Below are 26,729 nucleotides of genomic sequence, written 5' to 3'. Positions count from 1 at the left end.
ATTCTCCTTTAATACTTTGTATATTACACTTCTCCTGTTTTATAGTAAATATTATTCTACTATGGCTATTGCTCTTACTGGAGCACCATCAGCGTCATTATACTTAAATGGAGCTGCTATAAATAGAAATCTTTCTGGCACAGCTTCTAAATTTGTAAGATTCTCTATTATTATTTTACCTTTTTCAAATAAAATGTGATGTACCTTAAAAGCTGATGTGTCGTATCTATCTACAGATAACATATCAATTCCTATTCCCTTTAGATTACTATCAGCTATATAGTTTGCAGCCTCTTCTGTTAATGTAGGATAACCTACATAATATTGCTTTTTATCCCAAAACTTTGACCAACCTGATTTAAATATTATAAACTCACTACTTTTTATTTCATCTTCATATTTTTTTAGATATTCTAATTCTATGTTTTTGCTTCCTTGCTCAATTTCTAATACATAAGCCTTACCGACAAAATTTTCTATATCCAATGTATCTAAGGATTCACCTTTAGTATACATATGTTTTGGTGAATCCATATGAGTTCCATTGTGAGAAAATACACTGATTAATGTTTCTTGATATCCATTTTCTTCAATAATAGCTACTTTTTTTATATCAGGTCTATTAGTCTCTGCATATACAGGCATATCATTATGTGTCACATGAGTTAAATCAAAAACCTTCATTTTTTATACCCCCTATGTTTTATTTTCTATTATATACCTAAATTCACTTTATTTCTATTGGATTTTATCCTATTATTGCCAAATTAGTATATACTTTTTATAAAATTTAATGGGTTCATAGAAAAATCTTGAAAAGAATTATCAGTAAATATAACATCTTCTCCTAAAAAACGCTTATATCTTCTTTCTTCTTTTTTTAAAGTAATCCTTTGTTTTTGTGAATGATTATTAAACACCATTATTTTAAGAGGTGTTTTTCCACCATTTGTTTGTACTCTTTTTAACATATATTTTATATGCATATCAGCCTCTGGAAATGAATACCCACAAAATACCAGAAGGTCAGCCTCTCTCAAAGTTTTTTCTGTCTCATTCCAAACATTACTTAAAAATATATTTGACATATTCTTAAAATATGTTGGTGGAACTATGATTGGTTCTGTCAGTTCTCCACACTCCAAACATTTTGTTTCTGAACTATTTTCAATTAGTTTCATAACACCACCTTCATGTGGTGTAAGAGTTAAACTGTTGCAAATAGGACAGTAAAGCCAGTTCAATGAACCATGTATCTTATAGAGTTTAATTAATGGTTCTTTTGGTTTTCTCCAGTTTAATTCTTCCTTAAAATTAGTAAATTCTACACCATAATCAAGCATAATAGGCAAATCATTTTTATCTCTTAAGCCAGTAACTGTATTGTCTATATGTATATCATAATTTGCACTAATAAAAGTTGTATCAAGGAGTAAATCATTTTGTAAAAGATTTTCAACTAAAAGTTTGTGATATTTATTATCTGTTCTAGGTGTATTATGAATTGCTTCAGCCATCAATAGTATTAAATACTGTCTTAAAAAACGTATACTATCACTTCTATTATTTAAATTTTCAAGTCCAAAATTTCTAAAGGCTTCTCTTCTTTGTTCTGCTAAATCTAAAAGCCCTAAAACTTCTTCAAATGTTGGAAAATTTGCATTATCTAGATTATCTTTTCTTATGTCAATATTAAACATTTGTTTAAAAAAGGCATACAATTCTCTATTCATATCAGTATCATAATTTTTAGGTTTTAATTTCTTAAAGTATTCACTAAATAATTCATTTTGAATGGGTAAATTTTCTGCAGCTGAAGCTCCTGCTCCCAAAAATATAGCTATTTTCATATAATTCCTCCTATATAAACATTACTATTATTTTTTATATCTATTAAATATTTATCTTATTAACTTATTTAATAATACAACAATAAAGCTGTCTTTTACTAGAAAAAATCCTATTACAAGACAGCTTTATATTTATATTTAAATCTTTAATAATTCATAAATAGAAAGAGCATATATTTGAGCAGCTTTTACAATATCCTCTACTATCAAATGTTCATTAGCTTGATGCTCAGTTTCTGGTTTCCCTGGGAAAATAGCTCCAAAGGCAACACAATTGTCTAAAGCTCTTGCATAAGTTGCTCCTCCAGATGAAAGAGGTGTTCCATCAAGACCAGTTTCCTCTTCATATACTTTTCTCAATGTTTTAACAAGAAGTGTATCTTCTGGAACATAAATTGAATCTAAGAAATCATATTCTTTATAATCTAAATTATATTTATCTGTTATTTTCTTTAGTTCTTTTACAAAATCATCTTTTTTATATGTTACAGGAATTCTTACATCAATTCCAGCAAATTCTTTTTTACTATCAATAGTTACTTTACCTATATTTACTGTTAATTTTCCTGATACATCATCCTTGCAATTAGGAACTATATTGTTTCCATTAGCATCTTCACCAATAACTTCTGCTAAAAACTTAATTATATTAGAATCTATTCCTATATTATTAAGAGCTATACAAAGTCTAGCTACTGCATTTATACCAGTATCACTAGCTGCTGAATGAACACTTTTTCCTATTATACATATTTTATTGCCTTCAACAGTGTATTCAAAACCTAATTTATCTAATTCTTTTTTTAACTTATCAGAATATTTTCCAATATAAACTGCTTTTCCTGGAACTGCATTTAAAGCCTTCCCAACTGATAATTCTATATCACTTTTACTCTCACATGTTAAATGAACTTGTAAAAGACCTTTTTCTGCATTTGTTATTGGAAATCTAGAATCAGGAGTAAATCCATAGTCTGGTACTTCTTCATTATTTTCTTTGTATTTATTTATACATCTCCAAAGATTTTCTTCATCAGCTCCAAAAATGAATCTTATTCTCTTATTTAAATCTATATTTAAATCCATAAGAGCTTTTACTGCATAAATTGCTGATATTGTAGGTCCTTTATCATCTTGTGTTCCTCTTCCATATAACTTACCATCTTCTAAAACACCTTCAAATGGTGGATAATTCCAGCTTTCTAAGTCACCTTCTGGAACTACATCAACATGACCAAGTATACCTATCATTTTTTCACCTTGTCCTATTTCTGCATAGCCATAATATCCATCTTTATATACTGTTTTAAACCCTAAAGATTTACATAAGTCTAAAATACCTCTTAAAGCCTTATCTATATTTTCTCCAAATGGGAAATTTTTAGTTGGCTCAGATATAACACTAGGTATTTTTACACTTTCTTGTATTGAAGAAATCATTTCATCTTGTAGAGAACTCACTTTTTCTTTAATTTGTTCTTTCATAATTATCACCCTTCAATTCTCATCATAATATACTAGTAAATATTTTGACCTTTTAAAAGAAAAATATGCTTACTTTTTTAGTTTTTTTATAAATTCAATTGCTTTTAAAGTACCCATTTTAGAGTGGTCAAATGTAAGCCCTCCTTGGAAGTAAACATTATAAGGAGGTCTTATTGGAGCATCTGCACTTAGTTCTATAGAAGAACCTTGTATAAATGCTCCTGCTGCCATTATAACTTCACTTTCATATCCAGGCATATCCCAAGGTACAGGTTTAACATAAGAATCAACTGGAGCAGCTTCTTGTATTCCTTGGCAAAAACTTATGACTTCATCAGCATTATTAAGTCTAATACACTGAATAATATCACTTCTTAAATCATCATGTTTTGGCAATACATCATATCCTAATTTTTCAAAAGCTCTTGAACAAAATATAGCTCCCATCACAGCTTGAGATACTACATATGGTGCTAGGAAAAATCCTTGAAGAACATTTCTAGTAGTTCCAAAAGTAAGACCACATTCTTTACCTATTCCAGGAGAAGTCATTCTATATGATATAAGCTCAATTAAATCCTTTCTACCAGCTATATACCCACCTGTTAATGCAAGTCCACCTCCAGGATTTTTTATTAGAGAACCAGCCATAACATCTGCTCCAACATCAGTTGGCTCTTTAGTATCTAGAAACTCACCATAACAGTTATCAACCATTACTATAACTTCTGGTTTAACAGATTTTATTACATCAATGGCTTCTTTTATATCACTAATTGAAAGTGATTTTCTCCAAGAATACCCTTTTGACCTTTGTATCATAACAAGTTTAGTTTTATCATTTATTTTTCTTTTAATTCCTTCTAAATCTAAATTTCCATCTTCTAAAAAATCTACATCATCATATGTAACACCATATTCTTTTAAAGAGCCTTTTTCTTCTCTTATACCTATAACACCCTCTAAAGTATCGTATGGTCTTCCAGTAACAGATAGAATTTCATCTCCTGGTCTGACTATTCCTTGTATACATAAAGTGAGTGCGTGTGTTCCATTTACAATTATTGGTCTTACAAGAGCATCTTCTGTATTAAAAACTTTTGAATAAATTTCCTCTATTTTTTCACGTCCAATATCATTATATCCATATCCTGTAGTCCAATTAAAATGCATGTCACTTAATTTAGATTCTTGCATAGCTTTTAAAACTTTATATTGATTGTATTCTCTTATTTCTTTTATTTCCTCAAACTTATATTTTATATCTTCCATTATTTCTTGTGATAATTTAAAAGTATCATCATCTATCCCATAGTAACCTTTCAATAATTCTTTTGTCTCATTAAGCATTTTATCACCTGTCTCTTTGTTATTTTATTTAAACATATCAAAGGAGACTATTTTACTAAAACAAATAAATTGTAGTTTATAAGTTAGCATAAGTCTCCTTTTAATTATCTTAAATTAAATTAGTTATCTATTGTTATTGTTGTTATTATTTTGATTTTGATTAGTTAAATTAATATATTTACCAGGTTGTATAGTCGAAACAGCATGTTTATAAATCATGTTTTGTTGTCTATTGTCCCCTTCTATCAATATTATATAACTGTCAAATCCTTTTACAAGCCCTTTGACTTGAACTCCATTGACTAAATATATAGTAACAGGTATCCTTTCTTTCCTAGCATTATTTAAAAACAAATCTTGTAAATTTAAAACTGTATTTTTCATTAGATTTGTACCCTCCCAAGATTAAATTGAACATCTAAAATATTCCTATCTTATATTCTATATAAGTTATGATAAATTTTCAATATGAAGTTGTATACTTAAAAATTTATATATATTATTTTATAGAATTTTTAATATATATAATTATTTCATTTTTTAATAAATCTATATCTTCATATTTATCCAAATCAAACCATTTTGCTGTTTCATATCTTTTAAACCAAGTTATCTGACGTTTTGCATACCTTCTAGAATCCCTTTTTATTATTTCAATGGCCTCTTCATATGTATATTCTCCATCTAGATACTTCAATATCTCTTTGTATCCTATACCTTGCATTGATATCATATCTTTTTTAAATCCCATATTTAGGAGTTTTTTAACTTCTTCAACCAAACCACTCTCTATCATGATATCGACTCTCATATTTATTCTTTCATACAAATGCTCTCTATCTCTATTCAAAACTATTATTATAGGTTGATAATCGTCATTAAATTTTAAGTCACTTGAAAAATCATTCATTTTCTTACCACTTAAACAAACTTCAAGTGCTCTTATAACTCTCTTTGTATTGTTTTTATGAATTCTATCAGCAGCTTCTTCATCAAGTGATTTTAATCTATCATGCATGTAATCTATTCCATTCTCAAGAAGTTGTTTTTGAAGTTCTTTTCTTAATTCATTATTAGCATCAGATTTTGCAAAATCCATATTGTATATTAAAGAATTGAGATAAAGACCTGTTCCTCCAGTCACTAAAACACACTTTCCCTTTTGATTTATTTCAGATATATATTTTTTTGCCCTTTGTTGAAATTCTGAAACTGAAAATGGATAGTCAGGTTTAACCTCATCTATAAGATAATGCTTTACTCCTTGCATTTCCTCAGATGTAACTTTTGCACTTCCAATATCCATATATTTATATATTTGCATAGAATCTGCTGAAATTATCTCTGCATCCATATCTTTTGCTAACTTTATTGACAAATCAGTCTTTCCAACAGCAGTTGGACCTGTAAGTATTATAAGTGGTATTTTTTTCATAACATTCCTTTCCATATATTTTAAATATCCAAAATATTTTACATAATTCTTTTAAACATTTTTTCTATTTCGGTCTTAGAAATTTCAACCATTATAGGTCTGCCATGAGGACACGTAAATGGATTCTCACAATTTTCTAATTGTTCCAATAAGCTTTTTATCTCAATATCATATATTTTATCATTTGCTTTTATAGCAGACCTACATGCCATAGATGCAAATCTCTCACCTTTTAAATCATAATTACTTGTAATCTCATCTATATTATCAATTATTTGAAGTATAAACTTTTCAGTTTCTGGAATTCCAAATATAGTTGGAACACATCTTATCATTACATGATTGTTGCCAAAAACTTCTAATTCGAAACCAAATTTCATAAATAACTCTAAATTATTTTCAATTTGAAGCATATCTACATTTGATACTTCAAGAATTACTGGGTCTAAAAGTATTTGCATATTGATATCTTGTCTATAGAACTTATCCATATATCTCTCATACAAAACTCTTTCATGTGCAGCATGTTGGTCTAACAAATACATAGAATCATCTTTACTTAGAATTATATAAGTATTAAATACGACTCCAATTACAGAATATCCATATAAAGAAAATCTTTGTTTTGAATTAGTTAAATATTCCTCTTGGCTGTCTTTAATACTTCTTTCTAAATAATTACTATCTTCATTTTTAGAACTATCAATTTGTTTAGGCCTATCAACTTGAAATTCTTCTTGTATATTGTCATTTACAACCTCTTCTTCTAAAGAGCCCGTATTTTTTAATTCCTTTTCTATATTTGCATTTAAAACTTCACTTACAGAAGGAAATTCGTCTATTGGTTTTTCACTTGATAAACTTACAACTTCAATGAATTCATCTTTATCTTTAGTTGTATTATTATTTTTTGAATTAGCTTCAATGAAGTTCTTATTTTTAAATTCATAATCTGTACTTTTTTCTCTACTATTGATAGCAATTCGAGGCTGCGTTTTTTTATCATTATATGTAGCATACTTTCCAATAAGGTTAGAATGTATTAATTTAACTTTTAAAAAATCTCTTAGCTCTATATACACTTCTTGTTCTTTTTCAAATTTAACTTCAAGCTTATTAGGATGTATATTTACATCAATACCTGCTGGGTCTACTTCTATATTTAAAAAACAAACAGCATGCTTACCTATTGGAATTATAGACTTATAACTTTCAGTTATTGCATCTATAATTATTTTACTTTTTACAAATCTTTTATTTATATAGATATGTTGCAAGTTTTTATTGGAACGATAGATGTTATTATTTCCTATATATCCATCAATTTTAAAGTGATTGCATTTAAATTCTATATTTATTAGGTTTTCCGTTATTTCTTTTCCATATATACTCCTAATAGTATTTATGAGCTTTCCATCACCTGGTGTATTTAACATTTGTTTATTATTATTTGTATATTTAAATTGGATATTAGGATTGCCTATTGCAAGCTTATTTATCAAATCACTTATGTTTATGGTTTCAGCATGGGTAGATTTCAAAAATTTCTGTCTTGCTGGTGTATTAAAGAAAATCTCTTTTATAATGATTGTTGTACCATTAGTGGAACCAATTGGCTCCTTTGAAACTATTTTTCCACCTTCTACAAATATTTTAGTTCCAACCATTTCATCTTTGGTTTTAGTAATCATTTCTAATTTTGATATAGCTGAAATAGATGCTAATGCTTCTCCTCTAAATCCAAGAGAGTACAAATCATATAAATCATCAATTTTTTTAATTTTACTAGTAGCATGTCTTAAAAATGATTTCTCGACTTCGCTTGAAGGTATTCCTATTCCATTATCTGTGATTTTAATTAAGGTTTTTCCTCCATCAATGATATCTATAGAAATCTTATTTGCACCTGCATCAATAGAATTCTCAATTAATTCTTTTAATGCAGAAGACGGTCTTTCTACTACTTCTCCTGCTGCTATTTTATTTATAGTCAAATCATCTAGGATGTTAATTATATTTTTCATTTTTACACCTCTAAGATTTTATTTCTTTTGCTTTTTTTTGAAGACTGTAAAGAGAATTTATAGCATCTAATGGAGTCATATTTAAAATATCTAAGTTTAAAATTTCTTGTGACAATATATCTCTCTTTACACTATCAAAAGATATTTGAGTTAGTGCTAATTCCTTTACAGAATCTTCTTTATCAATTTCTTCTTTACTATCCTTTTTCTTCATTGAAATAACTTCATCGTTTAACGTTTTAAACTTAGAATTTAGTTTATCATAATCCTTTTTCATGTGTTTATAATCTTTTACTATAAGCTCATGCTCTATTTTTAGAGATTCGTATTTATTTTTAAAATTGCTCTGATTTACCTTAAGTAGTTCTTCATCTAAATCATTATTAATCACAATAGTTTTTTCTTTATCTCCATTTATTGCTACACTGTTATAAACATGATTTTTTTCTAAATCCTTAAGTATATATTTTGCTCTATCTATGACTTCATCTGGCAATTTAGCTAATTTAGCAACATAGATTCCATAACTCTTATCTGCACCTTGAGGAATTATTTTTCTTAAAAATATTATTCCCTCTCCATCTTCTTTAACTGCTATTGAATAATTTTTAACCTCTTTAAATTCTTCTTCTAAATCAGTAAGTTCATGATAATGTGTTGCAAATAGTGTCTTACATCTAATATTCTTTTGAATATATTCTACTATTGACCATGCTAAACTTATACCATCATAAGTACTAGTTCCACGTCCTATTTCATCTAAAATAACTAAGCTTCTTTCAGTAGCATTTTTTAATATAAGAGATACCTCATTCATCTCTACCATAAAAGTAGATTGTCCTTGAGATAAATCATCACTAGCCCCTACTCTTGTAAATATTCTATCTAATATCGGTACATTAGCATATTCTGCTGGAACAAAAGAACCTATATGTGCCATAAGTGCTATTATAGCAGTTTGTCTCATATATGTTGACTTACCAGACATATTAGGTCCAGTTATTATGTTAATGATGTTTTCTCCACGATTTAAATATGTATCATTTGGAACAAAATTTTCTTCACCTACTATATTTTCAACAACTGGATGTCTACCATTTCTTATATCGAGTTTATTATTTTCGTTTATCTGTGGTTTTATATAGTTGTTTATGTGAGCAACTGTTGCCAAAGATACAAAAACGTCTATATTAGCTATAATCTTAGCTACTTTTTGTATTCTGTCTATATTTTTATATATAGTATCTCTTATACTTACAAATATCTCATATTCTAGAGATTTAATTTTCTCTTCAGCATGTAGTATCTTTTCTTCTATTTCTTTTAACTCTGGAGTTATATATCTTTCTGCATTACTAAGTGTCTGCTTTCTTATATATGTCTCATCTAGTTTTGCTTGTTTAAAGTTAGCCTTTGTTATTTCTATATAATATCCAAATACTTTATTAAATCCTATTTTTAATGATTTAACTCCCGTCTTTTCTCTTTCTCTATTTTCTATTTCTTTTATAAGAAAAGCACCATTTTTAGAAATATCCCTCAATTCTTTAAGTTCATCACTAAAATCAGACTTAATTATATTCCCATCTTTTATAGTTATTGTAGGTTCTTCCAAAATGGCTTCATCTATTAAACTGTATATATCATCCAACTTGTCCATTTCTGATACATACTCTTTTAATCTATTTGCATTTGATAAGTCTATTGTGTCTTTTAGATTTGGTAATTTTTCTACTGAATTTTTTAAGTGAACTAATTCTTTTGGTGTTACTCTTTCAAATGCTATTTTCCCACATATTCTTTCTATATCATATATATTTTTAAGTATATCATTTAAATCTTCTCTTAGTATAAAATCATCTTTTATTTCTTCTATTACATTTAATCTATTTTCAATTTTAGGTTTATTTATCAGAGGCTCTTCTACATATTTTCTTAGAAGTCTTCCTCCCATCGCAGTAGATGTTTTGTCTAAAACATGTAATAGTGAACCTTTCTTTTTATTTCCTCTTATAGTCTGAGTAAGTTCTAAATTAGTTCTAGTAAACATATCTAAGACCATATACTCTGATGAATTGTATATATTTATATTATTAATATTGGATGTTATCTGCTTTTGAGTGTTATATATATAGTTTAGAAGAATTGATAAACTCGATTTTATAAGACCCTTATCATCAAACTTTAATTTTTGTAGATAAACCTCTGGAAAATACTCTTTTAATATATTTATATCTAAATAGTTGTCGCTAAAACTTTCATTTATGTATATGTTGCTTACAGTAGCTATATCTCTAAGTTTTTCTATAAAATTCAAATCATTTATAATTATTTCTGTAGGATGAATTTTTGCAATTTCTTCTATTACTTTATCTTCATTCAGACAAGTTGCATTAGCTTCTCCTGTACTTATATCTACATAAGTTAAACCTATATTGGTGTCATCTTTATATAAAGATAATAAATAATTATTCTTTTTATTTTCAAGTAAATTTCCATCTAGAACTGTTCCAGGAGTAATAACTCTTATTACCTCTCTCCTAACAATTCCTTTTGCAGTAGATGGGTCTTCCATTTGCTCACCTATTGCTACTTTATATCCATTTTCTACTAACTTTGATATATATGAATTGGCTGAGTGAAATGGTACTCCACACATAGGAGCACGTTCTTCTAAACCACAGGCTTTCCCTGTTAATGCTATTTCAAGAGCTTTTGAAGCTACTAATGCATCTTCAAAAAACATTTCATAAAAATCTCCCAATCTAAAAAACAGTATACAATCTTTATATCTATTTTTTACTTCAAGATACTGTTTCATCATAGGAGTTAATTTATTCATATCTATTTGCATTATTAAACCTCCTTCTTTTCTAATTAAATATTATATCATAGTACTTGATTATTATTAACATAATATATAAAATTTTGACGTATAACTAAAAAACAATCCAAAATGCTGATTGCACTTTGGATTGTTAAGTTTAATAATCACTAGGTAAAAACATATAGAATTTTATAATAAAGATATTATCTCTTTTTTCAGTTTAATAACATTCTCAAGATTATCTTCATTTATATTTCTATTATCTATGATAAATTCTTTTTTTACTATTGATGGTTTTTTTGAGATAACATAAATTCTATTTGATAACATTATAGCTTCATCAATATCATGAGTTATAAGAAGTATCGTTGAATTTACTTTTTTCTTAACTTCTAAAAGCCATTTTTGCATAGATGTTTTAGTTAATGAATCGAGTGCACCAAAAGGTTCATCTAAAAGCATTATGTCATTAGAATTTATAAAAGTTCTCAAAAAATTAGCTCTTTGTCTCATACCTCCAGAAAGCTCTGATGGATATTTATACTCATACCCTTCCAAACCAAAAACCTCAAAGTAGTGTTTTACCATAGACCTAGCTTTGCTCTTTTTTTCTTTTTTTAGTACCAATGGAAGAGACACATTATCTATTATAGTTTTATATGGTAAAAGTAAATCTTTTTGATACATGTAGCTATAATTACCGTTTATGTTTACCATACCACTATTATAGTCTGTCAATTGAGTTATAATATTAAAGATAGTACTTTTTCCACATCCGCTTGGTCCCAATATAGAAACAAATTCGCCTTCATAAACATCAATACTTATATCTTTTAAAACATCTACATCTTTATATGTCTTTGATACATTTTCTATAGATATTTTTGCCTTTTTATTGTGGTAAGAATTCATTTGTGTAAGCATCACTTGCCTTCATATCCTTATCTATTAATTTATATTCTTTTAAGAATGATGTATAGTTATTCCATACACTATCTTTCATTTCTCCCCATCTTGGTGCATCATCTTTATATTTACTTGCTAAATATTCTTGACTCTTTATTGCTAGTTTTTCATCTACCTCAGGAGCATGCTTTACTAAAATTTTTGCAGCATCTTCAGGATTTTTTATTGCATACTCATAACCTTTTGTTGTAGCTTTTAAGAATTTCTTAGCAAGTTCTGGGTTGTCTTTAAGTATAGTCTCATTAGAAATTATAAGTGGTGTATAATAATCTAATCTTTCATCTAGGTCTTTTACTGGTATAAAGTTTAAATCATAATCAATTAAATTAGCTTTAACTACATCCCAACCTTCAAATATCCATGCAAAATCTACAGTTTTCATAGCTGCAAAGAAATCATCTTGACCAGTATTAACTATCTTTAATTTATTAAAGTCAGCTCCATTTTTATTCATAACTGCTTTAAAAACAGCTTCTTCTGATGGAGAACCCCAACCTCCATAAGTTTTTCCTTCAAAATCTTTTGCTGTAGTTATGTTTTTTTCTTTTGGAGATGCAAATCCAGAAGTATTGTGTTGTATAACAGTAGCTACAGCTTTTATTGGAAGTGGGTCTTCACTAGTTTTTGCGTAAGTAACTTGTTCTTGATAACTTATACCAAAGTCAGCCTTTCCTGTTGCTACTAAAGTCTCAGCTCCACTTTCAGGTGGTTGTACTATTTCAACATCCAAGCCTTCTTCTTTATAATAACCTTTATCAAGCGCCACAAATAATCCAGTATGATTAGTATTTGGTGTCCAATCAAGTACAACAGTCACTTTTTTAGAAGAAGTATCTTTACTATTTTTTTTGTCTTTATCACTATTATTTCCAGAAGAACATCCAGTTATTGTTGCTAATGTAAGAGCACTTACTAAACCTAATATTCCTAATTTTTTGAAATTCATAATATCCTCCCTCAAGTACATTTAATCTTCTAATCTATGTTTTATAACAACTTTTTTTATAGCTTGTACAATTCCTACAAATATTAAGCTAAATATAACTACTAATATAGTAGATGCAAATACTTTATCAAGTGCATATGCACTTTTTGACCTTAGCATATAAACACCAAGACCTTTAGTTCCACCTAACCACTCTGCAACAGTTGCTGCCATTACAGCATAAGTAGAAGATATTTTAAGTCCAGAAAAAAATTTATCCATTGACATAGGAAATTTGAGATGAATAAAAGTATTAATCTTATTTGAATTCATAGTCTTAAACAAATTTAAATAATCTTTATCAATATTCTCAATACCATCTACAAAACTTATTAATATAGGGAAAAAACACGTAAGTGTTACCATCAATATTTTTGGCATTGTTCCAAAGCCAAACCAAATCATAAAAAGTGGAGCTATTATTATTGTAGGTATCATTTGAGTCACTAACATAATAGGATAAAGACATTTTTTTATTATCAATACAAAATCCATTAATATTCCAATTATTAAAGATATTATTATCGCAACTATAAAGCCAAATATTGCTTCCCCTATAGTAACCATGGCATGCATGGATAAATTTTGATAATCTTTAAAAAATACGTTAATTATATCTATTGGTGTAGGCAGTATATATTGAGGAACTCTTAAAACTTCTACCACAGATTGCCAAAAAATAAGTATAAACAAAAATGTTGCTATTGGATATATACTATTTTTGACTTTATCTATGATTTCTAAGTTTATCATCTATAGTTAAACCCCCAGCTTTTTCATCTACTCTAGCTACTGTTATAACTCTTTCACATCCAAGATTAAAAGGGATTTTATGTACTTTTTTTAGTAGTTCAAAAACTTCATCAAAATCACCTTCAACAGTAGTACTCATTGCTCCTATTTCACATTTAAGACCACTGTTTTCAATTTCTGCTATACAAGCATCTACTACTTTATACATTTCTTCTTCACCTTTGTAAGGTCTTAGTGGCATTACTGCTATGTCTGCAATTACCATTTAAATCACTCCTTTTAAAATAATTAATACCTACTAGGTATATTTTGTTTTTTATTAAAATATTTTATAGATAAAAACATAGTATATTTAAATAAAATAAAAGTCTTATCCAAAATAGGATAAGACTTATTTTTATCTTTACTGGTCTCCCTACACTGGCATTATCCAAACAGGTTCAAAGGGTCGAGATAAAATCTCCTCTCAGCATATTAGCTCCCCGAAATATATTATATCTTTTCTACTTGATTATACTACACTTATCATATTTTAACAAATTTTTTATTTATATCATATATTTTATTTGTATTAAAATTTACAAAACTATTATAGTAGTTTATGATTTATTGTCTTTATGCCCACTAATTTTTTAAAATTTCAATAACCATCTTTTATTTACTATAGCTTTATTCTGTTAATGCTATTATTTTTGATATAATAGATTTTTATACACATATATTTATTATCTATACTCTTTTTAATATATTGAACACTTCCTGTTGATTAATTTTGTGCTACTTCATCAATATAATTCAAATAAATTAATAATATAACTTTACAGTTCCTTTTACACAACAAGCTTTATTACATAATTTACTTGTATGTTTTATTTTTAAAGGACAAAATAACTTTTATATTTAATTTTTTTAGTTTATATATTGAAAAACAAAACGTTTTCCTGTAATATTATAATCGTAGAATAAAACTAACTAGGCAAAACTAGAGAAATTTAGTGACGCAAAGCTATAGGGACTAACACTTATAAAATAAGTTATGTCAGCCAGTTGCCAAAAAGATATTTTCTTTTTGTTTTTTATGAAAGTTTTTTAGGGGGATAAATAATATATGTTTATGAATAAAATAGATAGATGTACACATATACTAACTGCCTATATATGTAGTTCATATGACTACTGTAATTTTATAGATACGCAGTTAAACGATTTTATACTAGAGTATGGTGAAAATGTTGTGGAATCTTGTTTACATCAAGTGATGGTATTGGTAAGTAAGTATAATTAAATGGATTTTATTTTCTAGAAAACCCTTTTTAGTTTTATCTACATTTTAAATGTATTATTGATATAAAATTGATAAAAAAAAGATATCATTTGTATAATCATGTTGCTCAATTTCCTTATGAGTATGCCCTGCTACTATCGCATCAATTCCATCAACTTCTTTAGCTAGTTCTTGTATTCTATTACCTGGATTTTTAGGCTTTTTAGGTTTTTCTCCACTATGTACTACGGCTAATAGTATATCTGGATTTTCTTTTTCTTTTATTTCCTTCACCCATTTTTTAGCATCATCTATCATATCATTCATATATAAATCCTGGTATGTAGCCATATCTTTTAAATCTCTGGACTTAGCCTTAATTTTATTTTCGTTTTCATCAAAATCCCATCCTTCTCCGACTTCTTTGATTGTAAGACCAAGTATACCAAGCTTAACTTCACCATATTTTGTTTCAATTGTATTTATTGTGTAAGGTTTAACATAACTTGAACTGTTACTATTATATGTATTCGCAGATAAAACTTCTATATTTTCACTATTAAATTCATTTATCATTTTATCTAAATTTTTTTTAGAGCTAGAAACAAACTCATGATTACCAAGCACTACTGCATCATATTTAACTTCACTCATTTGTCTAACTATAGGTACTTCTTTTTTAATTACTTCATCTTTTTCGTAAGCATCTCGAGCCTCACTAAGATATTGCTCCATTGCTCCTAAACCATCCGAATTATAAAAATCTCCTGCATCTACTAATGTTATATTAGAGTCTTTTTTTCTTTCTTCGTTTATTTTTTCAGCTACATTATAGGTAACTTCTCCATGTAAGTCTGTAGTTGCTAATATATTGATTTCAGTGATTTTATCATTTTTAGAATTAGTGCAACCTGTCAATATCATTGGAATTGATATTAAACATAAACTTAATACTTTGGCTTTACTTTTAAAATTCATTTTATCCCCCTATAAAACTTAATATACATAAAGTATAACAGTTGAACTAACAAACTAATTTACACCAAAATATATATTAGCGTAATTAATAAGCTAATTTATTCTCAATAAATCTCTAAATGTATTATTTAAAATTCACATTACTCATCTGTATTAACCTGTCCTAAGTATTTAAAATTAGAATTCTTATTTTCAATAGTTAATTGTTTTGGTAATGAATAAATTAATGATTTAGAATCAATTATATCTATTTTAAAATATGTAATCAATGATAATAAACATAAAATTAATGCCATTAAATTTCCTGTTTTATTTTTTTCATTAAACATATTAGATACTCTTTTTTTTATATCTGATTTCTTATGCAGTCCAGCTACAAATTTATTTGAAGAATTTAAATCTTTTTTCATTGCACCTATAATAGTCAAAGCATACTCTTTTTTATCTTCTATACTACGATTTTTTAAAACTCTTTCATCACAATAAAGTTCACAATCTAAATCTATAACTTTATCCATAATGTACATAAAAGGATTAAACCAATATACTATTTTTAAGAATAATACTAAATATTTAATATAAATGTCTTTACTCTTAAAATGCATAAGTTCATGTCTAAATATCCATTCAAGTTCTTTTAATTTATAATCATATGGTGGTAAAAGAACACAGGAATTAAAAAATGACGGAGTTTCAACTTCATGAGAATATTTAATCTTTACATTTTTATTTATATTAAGCTCTTTTAATAAACTATCATAAAGATTGTTTATGTCTTCATCATCAACATCATAGGACAAATCCTCTATCAGATTTTTAAGCTTAATATATTTCCATAAAGTAGAAATCAAATAAAATATCGTAACAGTAATCCAAACAGACACTAAAATAATAGTACACAAAGTAGAAATATTGTTAAAACCTTCTAAATTTACCTTATTAATATTGTGTTGATATTTCAATTCATTAAATGCAAAAGTATAATATGTAAATGGTAATAATAGTTTTATAATGACAATAAACCATATATAATAGTTAAATTTTCTACTGAAAGTTTTAAAAATAGTCATTCTAAAAACTAATAAGATAACTATAAATAAACTACTTACTAAAACGGTTCTAAAAAAATCGTTTAAAATTAAAATCATAAATTTTCACCCCCTTATTCTAGAGTGAATTGTGGAATATTTAAAAAACAAGCACCAATATAAAAATAGCAACAGGACTATGTCTTTCTTAATACAAAGAATTCCTTCATGACACCAGTTAAAAATTCCAATATCTTTTGACAGTTGACATACTTAAATTTAATTAAATAGGATAATGACTTTTAGGTATAGCTTTTCTTTTATCTCTTTTAAGACATAATCGAGTCATCCTCTATTATCAAAAAGCATAGTTGGTTTTAATTTTATTCCATCCGAATCTTTTTTTATAAAAATTTAAATACTTCTTTTATATAATTTTGATTGTAACATAGAGCATGACATAATACCACAAGAGCTATTATATAAATAAAGAATACTCAAATATTTTTCATAATTACGCTACAATTGTTAAATGATACAAAAATAGTATAAAAGACTATAAGGATTGTTACAAAGATTTATTCTACATTTGACAGAAAGACACCCAAATATTAGAATTAAAGAAACATATGATTTCTTCATTTTTGGCGGATAAAGCCTATACAAAATAAACTATACAGAATCTAAGGAGATTATTTAAATGAATAAAAAATTAATTGGAATTTTGGCTGGGATGGGCCCAAGGTCAACAGCGCCATTTGTTGATTTAATTATTGATGAATGTCAGTCTCAGTATGGAGCGAGATACGATGAAGAGTTTCCTGAAATTATGATATATTCCTTACCTACTCCATTTTATATTGACCGCGCAATAAATCATGAACTTATGAAAAAAACTATCATTAAGGGTCTAAAAAAACTTGAATCAATTGGAACAAACTTTATTGCGATGCCGTGCAATTCAGCTCATATATATTTTGAAGAATTGAAAGAATCAATAGGTATTCCATTATTAAATATTGTAGAAGAAACTATTAAATATTTACCTGCTATGCCACAAAAAGTAACTCTACTTTCAACAAGTTCAACATTTGAATCTACAATTTATCAAAAAGGTATAACAAAAGCTGGTCATGAATTTATATTTAAAGAAGAATGGCAAAAAAAGATAAATGCTCTTATACAAAACATAAAAACAGATAAGAATAATCCACAAAATATCAATATTTGGAATGAACTTCTAGAAAGTATAAAATTTGAATCTATTGAAAATATAGTGATTGCTTGCACTGATTTAAATGTTGTCTTGGAAAAGATACAACCATCAATTAACATTATTGATTCGTCAAAATGTTTAGCAGAGTCAGTTATTAAGAAATATTTAGAGTTAGAAAAATAGAATTTACTCTATTTTTAATTTATAAATATTTTAGATAAATTATTCATAAAAAAGTAAAGCAGTAAGATTATCTTACCACTTTACTTTTTTATAAATATTCACTTTTTTATTTTTGATGATGATTCTAAAATAAAATTCACCTTAATGAGATTGTAAAAATAAAAAAATGAATGTCAGTTAAAATAGAAATATATTTTTCAATTAAAGGTCACAAAATTATTTTATAATACTTTAGTTTAAATATTACTAAACTTAAATACTTTAGTATTTGTTAATACTTGTTAATATATATTTATTGATTTATTATATAATAATATAGATATTACTATATCTTGAATTAGATAAATATAATTACGTATATATTGTTATTGTCAAAATTTAATTCTACATTTTTTTAATAATATTATTTTAGGAGGAAAAAATGATAAACAATATTAAAAATAAATTTAAAGATTACAAACCATATATAAACGGTTATGAAAATATGAAAAGAGCATCTGTATTAATTCCAATAGTAGAAATAAATAACATACATCATATATTATTTGAAGTTCGCTCAAAAAATTTAAAGCATCAACCCAATGAAATTTCTTTTCCAGGTGGAAAAATAGAGTCTAACGAAACTCCTTATGAAGCCGTTATTAGAGAAACATGTGAGGAACTTGGAACTTTTAATGACAATATAGAAGTTATAGCAAGTCTTGACTTACTTATAACTCCTGTAAAATTTATAATACATCCCTACTTAGGATATATAAAAAACATCAATAATTTAAATATAAATAAAGATGAAGTTGACCATACTTTTTTGGTACCTATAAAATATCTTTTAGAAAATCCTCCAAATACCTATAATAATACAGTCAAAGTTTTTCCTGATGAAAATCTTCCATATGGTTCAATTCCAAATCAAAAAGATTATAAATTTGAAAGTGGAAGTTACCCTGTTCTATTTTATAAATATAAAGATTATGTAATTTGGGGAATAACAGCAAAAATATTAGAAAATTTTTTAAACTTCTTATCAGAATAATACTTATAATCAAATATTCAAATTTTTATATAAAAAGTTTTTAAAATTTTCTAACTTTAAAATGTTATAATTCTAAAAAAGATAGTAAATTATGTTTTATAATATTTTTTATGCTTGATTATTGTTCAATTATTGTTACACAATTTTTAATACAATTTCAAGCTAAGCACTATGTATTAACACCACATTATAAATAAATTATAATATGATAATATATCTAATAAGATTAATCTATGAAATAAATGATTTTAATGTATGTTTATGGTAAAATATTAATAATTAAGTAAACTGATAAATCAGAGTATCTGGAGGTGCTTATAATGTTTGCAGTAGGATTCACAGTTATAATTGCAATTGCCTCTTTCATTTTAAGTATATTGTTATTTAATGGAAAAGCAAGTATGCTATTAGCAGGTTATAATACTATGAGTGATAAAGAAAAAGCTCGATATGATGTAAAAAAACTATGTAGAAGTTCTAGCATTGTTACTTTTATCGTATCTATAATGTTATTTATCATGTCATTTTTGGGATATAGAATAGAGAGTGGACAAATGGATGAAAAAAAAATGCTTCCGTTTGCTGTAATATTTATAATAGTTATACTTGCTAGCGTGTTTTTCAATATCTATTACTCTAACAAGAAATGTAAAAAATAAAAATTAGTAAGTTAAGCAGTTAATTATGAAAGATTGACTGCTTTTTTATGTCTATTAGATATTTTAATATATAATAAATACTAAATATAGTTAAGTAAGCTTTGATAAAATAGAATAAAAAATAGATGTACAATTAATTTACATCCTATATCAAATTTATTTTTATTTATAATAGAAACTGAAATTATCATAATATATATGATATGTTCTTAAAATTTAAAAATTTAATATATTTTGTTTTATAGTACATCTATTCCAATCAGTTTACATAATTTTATTATTTTATACAGTTCTAATCATTTACTAGTACACCATTCAATGAAAATGTTCTAGGTTCAGTGATTTTAACCATAACTAATTTTCCAATTAAATCATCACTTCCACCTTCAAAATTTACAAGTTTATTTTGTCTAGTTCTACCAGCAAGTTTATTTTCATTATTTTTGCTTCTTCCTTCGACCAAAACTTCAACTACTCTATTTTTATATTCATTATTTATCTCTGCTGAGATTCTATTTACTGCTTCTAATACTCTATTAAATCTTTCATGTTTTATTTCTTCTGGTATTTGATTTTCCATTTTAGCAGCAGGAGTTCCCTGTCTTTTAGAATAAATAAATGTAAATGCTGAATCATATCTAACTTTTTCAACCACATCTAGAGTATCTTCTAAATCTTCTTCTGTTTCTCCTGGAAAACCTATCATTAAGTCCGTTGAAAAAGCAATATCTGGCACTTCTTTTTTAGCTTTCTCTATTATGTCTAGATAATATTCCTTTGTATAATGTCTATTCATTTTTTTCAGAAGACTACTACTTCCACATTGTATTGGTAAATGTAAAAATTCACACACCTTATCACAATCTCTAATTGCATATATCACCTCATCAGATATATCTTTAGGATGAGATGTCATAAATCTAACTCTTTCAATTCCTTCTATATCATTAACTTTTCTTAAAAGTTCTGAGAATGCAACTGGATTTTCAAGTGTTTTGCCATACGAATCTACATTTTGTCCAAGCAAAGTTATTTCTTTTGTTCCATTTGAAGCAAGCTCTTTTATCTCATTAATTATATCTTCAGGTGTTCTACTTCTTTCTCTTCCTCTTGTATATGGAACTATACAATATGTACAGAAATTATTGCATCCATACATTATATTTACAAATGCTTTTAATTCAAATTTTCTATTACTTCTAAGGCCTTCTATTACTTCTCCATCTACATCCCATACATCTACTAACATTTTATCAGAATTTATTGATTCTGTAAGTAATTGTGGAAATTTATATAGATTATGTGTTCCAAATACAAGGTCTACATGTTTGTATTTTTTTCTTAGTTCTTCTACAACATGTGGTTGTTGCATCATACATCCACACACAGCTATTTTCATGTTTGGATTTTTTCCTTTTAGATGCTTTAACTGACCTAAATTTCCATACACCTTTAGTTCTGCATTTTCTCTTACTGCACATGTATTATATATTATTAGGTCACTTTCTTCAACTATCATTGACATTTGGTATCCCATTTCTTCTAACATTGAACAAAGTTTTTCTGAATCATGTTCATTCATCTGGCATCCAAAGGTTTGAGTAAACACGAGTTTTCTCTTTCCAGTTCTGTTGAAGTATTCTTCATTTTGTCTGTGTATTTGTTCTATATATTTATCTTGTTCTTGTATTTTCTCTATAGGTATTGTTACTTGTTTTCTTTTGCTCACTTCTATTCCTCCTAGTTAATTTCTTATATTACACATAACCTTAATTATATCAAATAAGAAAAATCTTTTAAAGGTATTATTAAAGTTTTAAGTATAATAAAAGACAGCCAAGTCGCTGTCCTTTATTATATTATACTTTACTTTTATATAAAAATAGATTTTAAATCAATCCATTTACAATTCTACAAAATATATTTCTATTGATATCTAATAATTTACTAAGTTTATACTATACAAGTACATTAAATTAATCTTATTTAAGAAAATAAAATAATCATAATATCTTTATAAAATAAACTTTTTATTATATCAAGTATATCTCAAATTAAATATTATAAGCCATATATCTAATCAAATTTTAACTTTGGTAACTAACCCTTCTTATTGATAAATTAACAATCTTAAATAAAAATATTCCTGCAACTAAATTTATTAAAACAGCTGGTAATACTACTGTTAAGAATAACGCTGTAAAAGAAGCTCCTGGAAGACCAACTATAGCTTGAGCAGCTAACAAAAATATTGTTCCACTTACAAGTGTTCCTATTGGCATTATAATTGCAACTACTATAGTATCCTGTGTTTTTTTAGATAAGTTTTTTATAAAAGGCATTTTATAGCTAACATATATTAATAAAAATACTATATTGGCTGTAAGAGTTTTATCTATTATATTAGGAACTTGACCTCCTGGGAAGCTTGATGTAAGTGCTGTAAATATACCTGTCACTATTCCTGCTATTAAGCAAGTTTTATAGTCATCTCTATTTAAAACTAATATCACAAACAGCATTGCTAGTGGTACATCTGGTTTCATTGGTAATCCTATAGCAGGTGTAATTTGATGTATTAATAATCCCATTGCTAAAAGTATTGCATTTAAAGTTAGTTTTTTTGTATTTGTTTTCATTTTTGTATTTCCTCCTAATTTTTTTAATTTTCAATTTATTTTTTTGCCAGTTTTCTAAATCATCATCTTTAGCTTTAGAAATTCATAACATCTATTTCACCACCTTCTACATATCGAATTTTTCGTAAAATAAAAAACTCCGTCCTAAATTAATAGGACGGAGATTATCCGCGTTGCCACCTAAATTATATAAAAACTTAATATAAAACTCAATTTTTATATATCTCATTATCAGGTACTTACATACCCTATTCGCTATAACGTACGACTAACGATAAAGTCTACTCTCAAAAATATGATTTCGATTTACTCCTCTAAGGCCCATTCATCAAATTTTTTCTTACCAAGATTCCACCATCCTTGGCTCTCTATATTGAACCTAAATTTAACTACTCTTCCTTGTCATAGGATTTAATTTATTATATATTGTTTTGCCATTGAAATAATCATATTACTTTTTCTAAAAAATGTCAATATATTTTTATAGCTTTTTAAATATACTTCTTTTAAAACTATTTTTTTAAAATAATACTAATAAAAATCAATACTAATTTCTTTCTTAAAATTTTATACCTAATTCAAACTTTTTAAATTTTATTTTCAATAATTTAATTTATTTTCTTATTATTTATCTAGCTATTTTATGTAATTTTTGAATTAGTCTTAATAAGGCTTTAATAATTCTATTTTTATATTCTAATAAAATCTTTTCTTATTTCTTTTAATTAATATTACTATTACTATAGCTATAATGATAAATATCACTATTACTAACAATATCAACTTTGATATTATATTGTGTTTTTTTATACTTCTGTTACTATGTCTATTTATAATTCCATTTCTATACCTTTTATTACTTGTACTTCGTTTTTTTAGTTTTATTTTACTTTTATTTGACCTACTACCTCTATGTCTTTTTCTAGATTTAATAGTCTTAAACTTAGCATTAGTAGATGTATAGTTCGTTTGTGTTGAGTAAACAGATGTACTAAAATCGTTAATAATTTCAGCTTCTACTTGTAGCGGATTTACAATACTGATTACTAGCAAAAAACATATAATTATCCTAATCAATTTTTTCTTTTTTTTCATTTACTTTCCCCTCATAAAAAATTTATATCTATTTTATTATAATATATACTCACTCAAAAACTACAAATTTTTTCAAATTTCTAATTTTTTTATATTAGATATTTTTTATAATATCAGAAGAATATTAAAATTTGACTATATTTTTTCGTCCTTATTCTTAATCTAACTGGAACAATAGGAATTACACAAATAGAATTAAGCAATGCATTCCTTTTTTATATTTATCAATCAACAGTGGAATGTTCAACAATACTATAATGTCATTAACTTTAAATTAAAAACTAAAATTTTACAATTTAGATATCTCTTCAAAAATCTCTTTGACAGATTTATTAGAAACATTAATTTTCGTTGTTGCTAATATTTCATACATGGGTAAATAGTTAACACTTCTTTCTATTACATCAGTAAAACGCAAACCTTCCTCTACATCGGTCTTCAACCTTTTTCTCAATACAGTTTCATCACAAATTAAGGAAATATTTATTACTCTACAATCAGATATATCTAGGCAAGATATAATAGTATCAATAATACTTTGTTCATGCATTACCCAACAAAAAATAATATTTTCAAAAGTACTACACTTTATAAAGTTATTCAACAATGAACAAATATTTGAAAGAACCATTTTTTTCGTTTCAACAGTAATTTGAAATGGATGCATATCCCAACACCAATCACCATCAAGAAAAACACTATTTTTCAAGATTAATTTTAGAGATTGGCATACTGTTGTTTTGCCTACTCCCATTGTCCCACCAATAATATAAATATTTTTCATTCATTTTTCCTTTCAAAGTTCAATTTATTTGTTAGTCATATTTTATCACATCAACATATAAAAATCATACTTTAACATCTATCATATTATTCATACCATATACAATTGCTTTGTTATCTTTAGGTCTCTTATATTCCTTCCTAAATGGATTAAGTAGAAAATTAAACTTATAAATCAGTTTTTATTACTTAAATTTTTGAAATAATTAATTTAAACTTTATACATTTATTAATTTGTAACATAATCTATATTCATACTTTCTTTCATTAAAATTCCATGATACAATAATACTGCTAGATAATAGTAGTAGTTTAATATAAAACTAATATATATATAATTATGTAATAATAAATATTACAAAGGAGAGTGAATTATAATGTTATCAAAACCAGCAACAATGCTTTTAGGTCTAATAAATGAAAAGCCTCTTAATGCCTATGAAATTATAAAAGTGCTAGAATACATGAATGTAAAGTACTGGTTTAATATCGCAGACTCAACCGTATATACTACAATTAAGACTTTAGAAAAAAGAGGATTGATTTTAGGTACTGTTAAAAAGGATGGTAATATGCCAGACAAAACGGTTTACACAATCACAGAAAAAGGAAGTATAGAATTTCACGATACTTTGAGAAGTTCTATTTTAAAATTCGATTATGACACTAATATTTTTTCTATTACAGCATTCTTTATTGAATACCTAGGAAAAGAAGAAAGAAAGAAGCTTTTAGAAAAACGATTAGAAGTTTTAAATCAATATCTAACAGGGATTAAGCAAAAAGATGATGATTGGGAAAAAGAAGTTAGTGAATTTCATGTTGCTAATGTAAAACGTATGATAGATATAGTATTAGCAGAAATTTCTGGAACAAAAAAATTATTAACTGTTTGTAAGGGTTAAGCAAAAACTGTAGATAATGGCTTTCCACATATAATTCATAGTTTACTGTTTTGTATTTATTTTATTTACTCTTCTTTCATAGATATAGAAAGGGCACCTCATATGAAGTGCCAATCTATATTATATTCATTTTTAGTTATTACCTTTAGCTATTGTATAAAACTCTTTTCTCAATATATTTTCATATACCCTTATGAATGACATCTTGCATTTATTAGGATTCTTTTTTATAAAGTTTATTATATATGATTATGTCAAAGTCGAATATTCTTCTACATACTGACTATATACATATCCAGAATATCTTTTCCCATTTTTGTGAATATTGATTCTTGTCCATTTTCCAACACTATAACAGACTTCAACTTTAAAACCATCAGGAATTGTAGTTATTATTTTTGAATCTGTTGTTCTGTCATTTCTTAATTCTAGATTTAAACCATTAGTTTTTATATTTCCTATGTAATTTCTTTTTCTGTTTTCTAGAATATTATTACTTTTAGCGTTGCTCAATTTCTCTAAATATTTATATAGTAACCAACCTTTGTCATAATTACTTTCAACTTCTGCCCATTTTCCATCTACACAATTTAACTTAACCATTTTTCCTTCTGGTATGCTTTTTAATTTCATACTGTTTATATCTGGTTTCTCTCTTAAATTCAATTTAATCTTAGTCTTAAAATTGATTTTAGATTCATCAAAGTTTTTTAACATTAATTCAGATATCATTTAAAACCCTCCTCTTGCCAAATTTTAAGTTATTAAAAATACCTAACTCTTAAAAAATAAATTTAACAAAAAGAATTATTATCTTTTTGGCAACTGGCTGACATGACCTTTATTATATAAAGATTTTAGTCCCTATAGCTTTGCGTCATTAGATTTATCTAATATTGCCTATATCTGAATAATAACACAAATTAAATATTTACAAAATAATATTCCCTCAAATTTTATATTAATTAAATATAAATTCAATTTTTAATTAATAATAAATAAAAAATATCTTTATATTACTAAATAAAGTATTATTCTCTATGAATCATCTATAAAATAGTAATTTACCTAACATATAATTTTTTATAACAAACTTTTTTCTATATTAAGAATATGAAGATATAAAGACAAATTCATAATTTCTTATATCTTTAATACAGGAACTTTTATAAATATATATTAACAAAAAAGTTTGTGTGTATTCATACAGGTTCTTATACCTTATATCTCTTTTTTGATTATTGAACACTATTTAGGTATCATAATTTTTT

24 protein-coding genes, 3 riboswitches and 1 other annotated feature are annotated in these 26,729 nt (G+C 26.1%); of the genes, 5 read left to right on the top strand and 19 right to left on the bottom strand.

The annotated features are described in order from the left end of the window. Window positions 1–51: 51 nt before the first annotated feature. From IR151_RS13365 to IR151_RS13310, 12 genes are all read right to left on the bottom strand, one after another. On the bottom strand, window positions 52–684 hold the full coding sequence (locus IR151_RS13365) for a cyclase family protein (protein WP_227435137.1): 633 nt from the start codon (window positions 682–684) through the stop codon (window positions 52–54). Between the two features lie 83 nt (window positions 685–767). Further along, complete coding sequence (locus IR151_RS13360) at window positions 768–1,850, bottom strand: SIR2 family protein (RefSeq protein ID WP_227435136.1); 1,083 nt, start codon at window positions 1,848–1,850, stop codon at window positions 768–770. 138 nt (window positions 1,851–1,988) lie between these two features. After that, window positions 1,989–3,335 carry a M20 family metallopeptidase gene (locus tag IR151_RS13355; RefSeq protein ID WP_227435135.1) on the bottom strand — a complete coding sequence of 449 codons (1,347 nt, stop codon included), beginning with the start codon at window positions 3,333–3,335 and terminating at the stop codon, window positions 1,989–1,991. A 69-nt stretch (window positions 3,336–3,404) separates the two neighbouring features. Further along, a complete protein-coding gene (locus IR151_RS13350) occupies window positions 3,405–4,685 on the bottom strand; it encodes a methionine gamma-lyase family protein (protein WP_227435134.1) in 1,281 nt (426 codons plus the stop codon). Between the two features lie 123 nt (window positions 4,686–4,808). Beyond that, window positions 4,809–5,069: an RNA chaperone Hfq gene (hfq, locus tag IR151_RS13345; protein WP_003428780.1), complete on the bottom strand. Its 261-nt coding sequence runs from the start codon at window positions 5,067–5,069 to the stop codon at window positions 4,809–4,811. 115 nt (window positions 5,070–5,184) lie between these two features. Continuing rightward, on the bottom strand, window positions 5,185–6,120 hold the full coding sequence (gene miaA / locus IR151_RS13340) for a tRNA (adenosine(37)-N6)-dimethylallyltransferase MiaA (RefSeq protein ID WP_227435241.1): 936 nt from the start codon (window positions 6,118–6,120) through the stop codon (window positions 5,185–5,187). Window positions 6,121–6,158: 38 nt separating this feature from the next. Next, the gene (mutL, locus tag IR151_RS13335; protein WP_227435133.1) at window positions 6,159–8,144 is read right to left on the bottom strand and encodes a DNA mismatch repair endonuclease MutL; all 1,986 of its coding nucleotides are present in this window, start codon (window positions 8,142–8,144) and stop codon (window positions 6,159–6,161) included. Between the two features lie 10 nt (window positions 8,145–8,154). Continuing rightward, window positions 8,155–10,998, bottom strand: a complete 2,844-nt coding sequence (gene mutS / locus IR151_RS13330) for a DNA mismatch repair protein MutS (protein ID WP_227435132.1) — start codon at window positions 10,996–10,998, stop codon at window positions 8,155–8,157. Between the two features lie 162 nt (window positions 10,999–11,160). Beyond that, a complete protein-coding gene (locus tag IR151_RS13325; RefSeq protein WP_227435131.1) occupies window positions 11,161–11,895 on the bottom strand; it encodes an ABC transporter ATP-binding protein in 735 nt (244 codons plus the stop codon). Further along, window positions 11,864–12,883 (bottom strand): ABC transporter substrate-binding protein, encoded by a 1,020-nt coding sequence (locus IR151_RS13320; RefSeq protein WP_227435130.1) that lies wholly within the window; start codon window positions 12,881–12,883, stop codon window positions 11,864–11,866. The genes IR151_RS13325 and IR151_RS13320 overlap by 32 nt, the downstream gene beginning before the upstream one ends. A 21-nt stretch (window positions 12,884–12,904) precedes the next feature. Further along, on the bottom strand, window positions 12,905–13,675 hold the full coding sequence (locus tag IR151_RS13315; RefSeq protein WP_227435129.1) for an ABC transporter permease: 771 nt from the start codon (window positions 13,673–13,675) through the stop codon (window positions 12,905–12,907). Beyond that, window positions 13,650–13,940: an MTH1187 family thiamine-binding protein gene (locus IR151_RS13310; protein ID WP_227435128.1), complete on the bottom strand. Its 291-nt coding sequence runs from the start codon at window positions 13,938–13,940 to the stop codon at window positions 13,650–13,652. Before IR151_RS13310 ends, IR151_RS13315 begins: the two co-directional genes overlap by 26 nt. A gap of 130 nt (window positions 13,941–14,070) precedes the next feature. Beyond that, a riboswitch (TPP riboswitch) is annotated at window positions 14,071–14,170 on the bottom strand. A gap of 470 nt (window positions 14,171–14,640) precedes the next feature. Beyond that, window positions 14,641–14,730: riboswitch (cyclic di-GMP riboswitch) on the top strand. A 53-nt stretch (window positions 14,731–14,783) separates the two neighbouring features. Here IR151_RS13310 and IR151_RS13305 point away from each other — a divergent pair. Then, on the top strand, window positions 14,784–14,960 hold the full coding sequence (locus IR151_RS13305; protein ID WP_227435127.1) for a hypothetical protein: 177 nt from the start codon (window positions 14,784–14,786) through the stop codon (window positions 14,958–14,960). 54 nt (window positions 14,961–15,014) lie between these two features. Here the strand turns inward: IR151_RS13305 and IR151_RS13300 are convergent, their stop codons facing one another. Beyond that, complete coding sequence (locus IR151_RS13300) at window positions 15,015–15,917, bottom strand: metallophosphoesterase (RefSeq protein WP_227435126.1); 903 nt, start codon at window positions 15,915–15,917, stop codon at window positions 15,015–15,017. A 140-nt stretch (window positions 15,918–16,057) separates the two neighbouring features. Continuing rightward, a complete protein-coding gene (locus tag IR151_RS13295; protein ID WP_227435125.1) occupies window positions 16,058–17,065 on the bottom strand; it encodes a M56 family metallopeptidase in 1,008 nt (335 codons plus the stop codon). Between the two features lie 580 nt (window positions 17,066–17,645). Between IR151_RS13295 and IR151_RS13290 the strand changes: the two genes are divergently transcribed. From IR151_RS13290 to IR151_RS13280, 3 genes are all read left to right on the top strand, one after another. Then, window positions 17,646–18,344, top strand: a complete 699-nt coding sequence (locus tag IR151_RS13290) for an amino acid racemase (protein ID WP_227435124.1) — start codon at window positions 17,646–17,648, stop codon at window positions 18,342–18,344. Window positions 18,345–18,765: 421 nt separating this feature from the next. Then, window positions 18,766–19,377 (top strand): NUDIX hydrolase, encoded by a 612-nt coding sequence (locus tag IR151_RS13285; RefSeq protein ID WP_227435123.1) that lies wholly within the window; start codon window positions 18,766–18,768, stop codon window positions 19,375–19,377. A gap of 320 nt (window positions 19,378–19,697) precedes the next feature. Beyond that, complete coding sequence (locus tag IR151_RS13280; protein WP_227435122.1) at window positions 19,698–20,036, top strand: DUF3784 domain-containing protein; 339 nt, start codon at window positions 19,698–19,700, stop codon at window positions 20,034–20,036. A gap of 292 nt (window positions 20,037–20,328) precedes the next feature. Here the strand turns inward: IR151_RS13280 and miaB are convergent, their stop codons facing one another. The 4 genes from miaB to IR151_RS13260 all read right to left on the bottom strand — a co-directional run bounded on the left by miaB (window position 20,329) and on the right by IR151_RS13260 (window position 24,554). Further along, window positions 20,329–21,765 (bottom strand): tRNA (N6-isopentenyl adenosine(37)-C2)-methylthiotransferase MiaB, encoded by a 1,437-nt coding sequence (gene miaB / locus IR151_RS13275; protein ID WP_227435121.1) that lies wholly within the window; start codon window positions 21,763–21,765, stop codon window positions 20,329–20,331. A gap of 358 nt (window positions 21,766–22,123) precedes the next feature. Beyond that, entirely contained in the window at window positions 22,124–22,675 is a 552-nt protein-coding gene (locus tag IR151_RS13270; protein ID WP_227435120.1) for a tryptophan transporter, read from the bottom strand. 150 nt (window positions 22,676–22,825) lie between these two features. Continuing rightward, window positions 22,826–23,090 (bottom strand) — a binding site (T-box leader). Between the two features lie 281 nt (window positions 23,091–23,371). Next, complete coding sequence (locus tag IR151_RS13265; RefSeq protein WP_227435119.1) at window positions 23,372–23,770, bottom strand: hypothetical protein; 399 nt, start codon at window positions 23,768–23,770, stop codon at window positions 23,372–23,374. A 289-nt stretch (window positions 23,771–24,059) separates the two neighbouring features. Then, entirely contained in the window at window positions 24,060–24,554 is a 495-nt protein-coding gene (locus IR151_RS13260) for an AAA family ATPase (RefSeq protein WP_227435118.1), read from the bottom strand. 376 nt (window positions 24,555–24,930) lie between these two features. Here IR151_RS13260 and IR151_RS13255 point away from each other — a divergent pair, with 376 nt between their 5' ends. Beyond that, window positions 24,931–25,458, top strand: coding sequence for a PadR family transcriptional regulator (locus IR151_RS13255; RefSeq protein ID WP_227435117.1), 528 nt, complete (start codon window positions 24,931–24,933; stop codon window positions 25,456–25,458). A gap of 249 nt (window positions 25,459–25,707) precedes the next feature. Here IR151_RS13255 and IR151_RS13250 read toward each other — a convergent pair whose 3' ends face one another. Continuing rightward, window positions 25,708–26,190, bottom strand: coding sequence for an SH3 domain-containing protein (locus tag IR151_RS13250; RefSeq protein ID WP_227435116.1), 483 nt, complete (start codon window positions 26,188–26,190; stop codon window positions 25,708–25,710). A gap of 85 nt (window positions 26,191–26,275) precedes the next feature. After that, window positions 26,276–26,369, bottom strand: a riboswitch (cyclic di-GMP riboswitch). Window positions 26,370–26,729: the final 360 nt, after the last annotated feature.

This window comes from Clostridioides sp. ES-S-0006-03, assembly GCF_020662275.1.
In the GTDB taxonomy this organism is placed as follows: Bacteria; Bacillota; Clostridia; order Peptostreptococcales; family Peptostreptococcaceae; genus Clostridioides.
Note: the sequence above shows the minus strand (reverse complement) of the source record. Positions and strands in the feature narration are given on the sequence as shown.

What these genes read in the sequence shown, in the direction of transcription:
- IR151_RS13365 (WP_227435137.1), bottom strand. Translation starts at nt 684, where the DNA reads ATGAAGGTTTTTGATTTAACTCATGTGACACATAATGATATGCCTGTA.
- IR151_RS13360 (WP_227435136.1), bottom strand. Translation starts at nt 1,850, where the DNA reads ATGAAAATAGCTATATTTTTGGGAGCAGGAGCTTCAGCTGCAGAAAAT.
- IR151_RS13355 (WP_227435135.1), bottom strand. Translation starts at nt 3,335, where the DNA reads ATGAAAGAACAAATTAAAGAAAAAGTGAGTTCTCTACAAGATGAAATG.
- IR151_RS13350 (WP_227435134.1), bottom strand. Translation starts at nt 4,685, where the DNA reads ATGCTTAATGAGACAAAAGAATTATTGAAAGGTTACTATGGGATAGAT.
- hfq (WP_003428780.1), bottom strand. Translation starts at nt 5,069, where the DNA reads ATGAAAAATACAGTTTTAAATTTACAAGATTTGTTTTTAAATAATGCT.
- miaA (WP_227435241.1), bottom strand. Translation starts at nt 6,120, where the DNA reads ATGAAAAAAATACCACTTATAATACTTACAGGTCCAACTGCTGTTGGA.
- mutL (WP_227435133.1), bottom strand. Translation starts at nt 8,144, where the DNA reads ATGAAAAATATAATTAACATCCTAGATGATTTGACTATAAATAAAATA.
- mutS (WP_227435132.1), bottom strand. Translation starts at nt 10,998, where the DNA reads ATGCAAATAGATATGAATAAATTAACTCCTATGATGAAACAGTATCTT.
- IR151_RS13325 (WP_227435131.1), bottom strand. Translation starts at nt 11,895, where the DNA reads ATGCTTACACAAATGAATTCTTACCACAATAAAAAGGCAAAAATATCT.
- IR151_RS13320 (WP_227435130.1), bottom strand. Translation starts at nt 12,883, where the DNA reads ATGAATTTCAAAAAATTAGGAATATTAGGTTTAGTAAGTGCTCTTACA.
- IR151_RS13315 (WP_227435129.1), bottom strand. Translation starts at nt 13,675, where the DNA reads ATGATAAACTTAGAAATCATAGATAAAGTCAAAAATAGTATATATCCA.
- IR151_RS13310 (WP_227435128.1), bottom strand. Translation starts at nt 13,940, where the DNA reads ATGGTAATTGCAGACATAGCAGTAATGCCACTAAGACCTTACAAAGGT.
- IR151_RS13305 (WP_227435127.1), top strand. Translation starts at nt 14,784, where the DNA reads ATGTTTATGAATAAAATAGATAGATGTACACATATACTAACTGCCTAT.
- IR151_RS13300 (WP_227435126.1), bottom strand. Translation starts at nt 15,917, where the DNA reads ATGAATTTTAAAAGTAAAGCCAAAGTATTAAGTTTATGTTTAATATCA.
- IR151_RS13295 (WP_227435125.1), bottom strand. Translation starts at nt 17,065, where the DNA reads ATGATTTTAATTTTAAACGATTTTTTTAGAACCGTTTTAGTAAGTAGT.
- IR151_RS13290 (WP_227435124.1), top strand. Translation starts at nt 17,646, where the DNA reads ATGAATAAAAAATTAATTGGAATTTTGGCTGGGATGGGCCCAAGGTCA.
- IR151_RS13285 (WP_227435123.1), top strand. Translation starts at nt 18,766, where the DNA reads ATGATAAACAATATTAAAAATAAATTTAAAGATTACAAACCATATATA.
- IR151_RS13280 (WP_227435122.1), top strand. Translation starts at nt 19,698, where the DNA reads ATGTTTGCAGTAGGATTCACAGTTATAATTGCAATTGCCTCTTTCATT.
- IR151_RS13270 (WP_227435120.1), bottom strand. Translation starts at nt 22,675, where the DNA reads ATGAAAACAAATACAAAAAAACTAACTTTAAATGCAATACTTTTAGCA.
- IR151_RS13265 (WP_227435119.1), bottom strand. Translation starts at nt 23,770, where the DNA reads ATGAAAAAAAAGAAAAAATTGATTAGGATAATTATATGTTTTTTGCTA.
- IR151_RS13260 (WP_227435118.1), bottom strand. Translation starts at nt 24,554, where the DNA reads ATGAAAAATATTTATATTATTGGTGGGACAATGGGAGTAGGCAAAACA.
- IR151_RS13255 (WP_227435117.1), top strand. Translation starts at nt 24,931, where the DNA reads ATGTTATCAAAACCAGCAACAATGCTTTTAGGTCTAATAAATGAAAAG.
- IR151_RS13250 (WP_227435116.1), bottom strand. Translation starts at nt 26,190, where the DNA reads ATGATATCTGAATTAATGTTAAAAAACTTTGATGAATCTAAAATCAAT.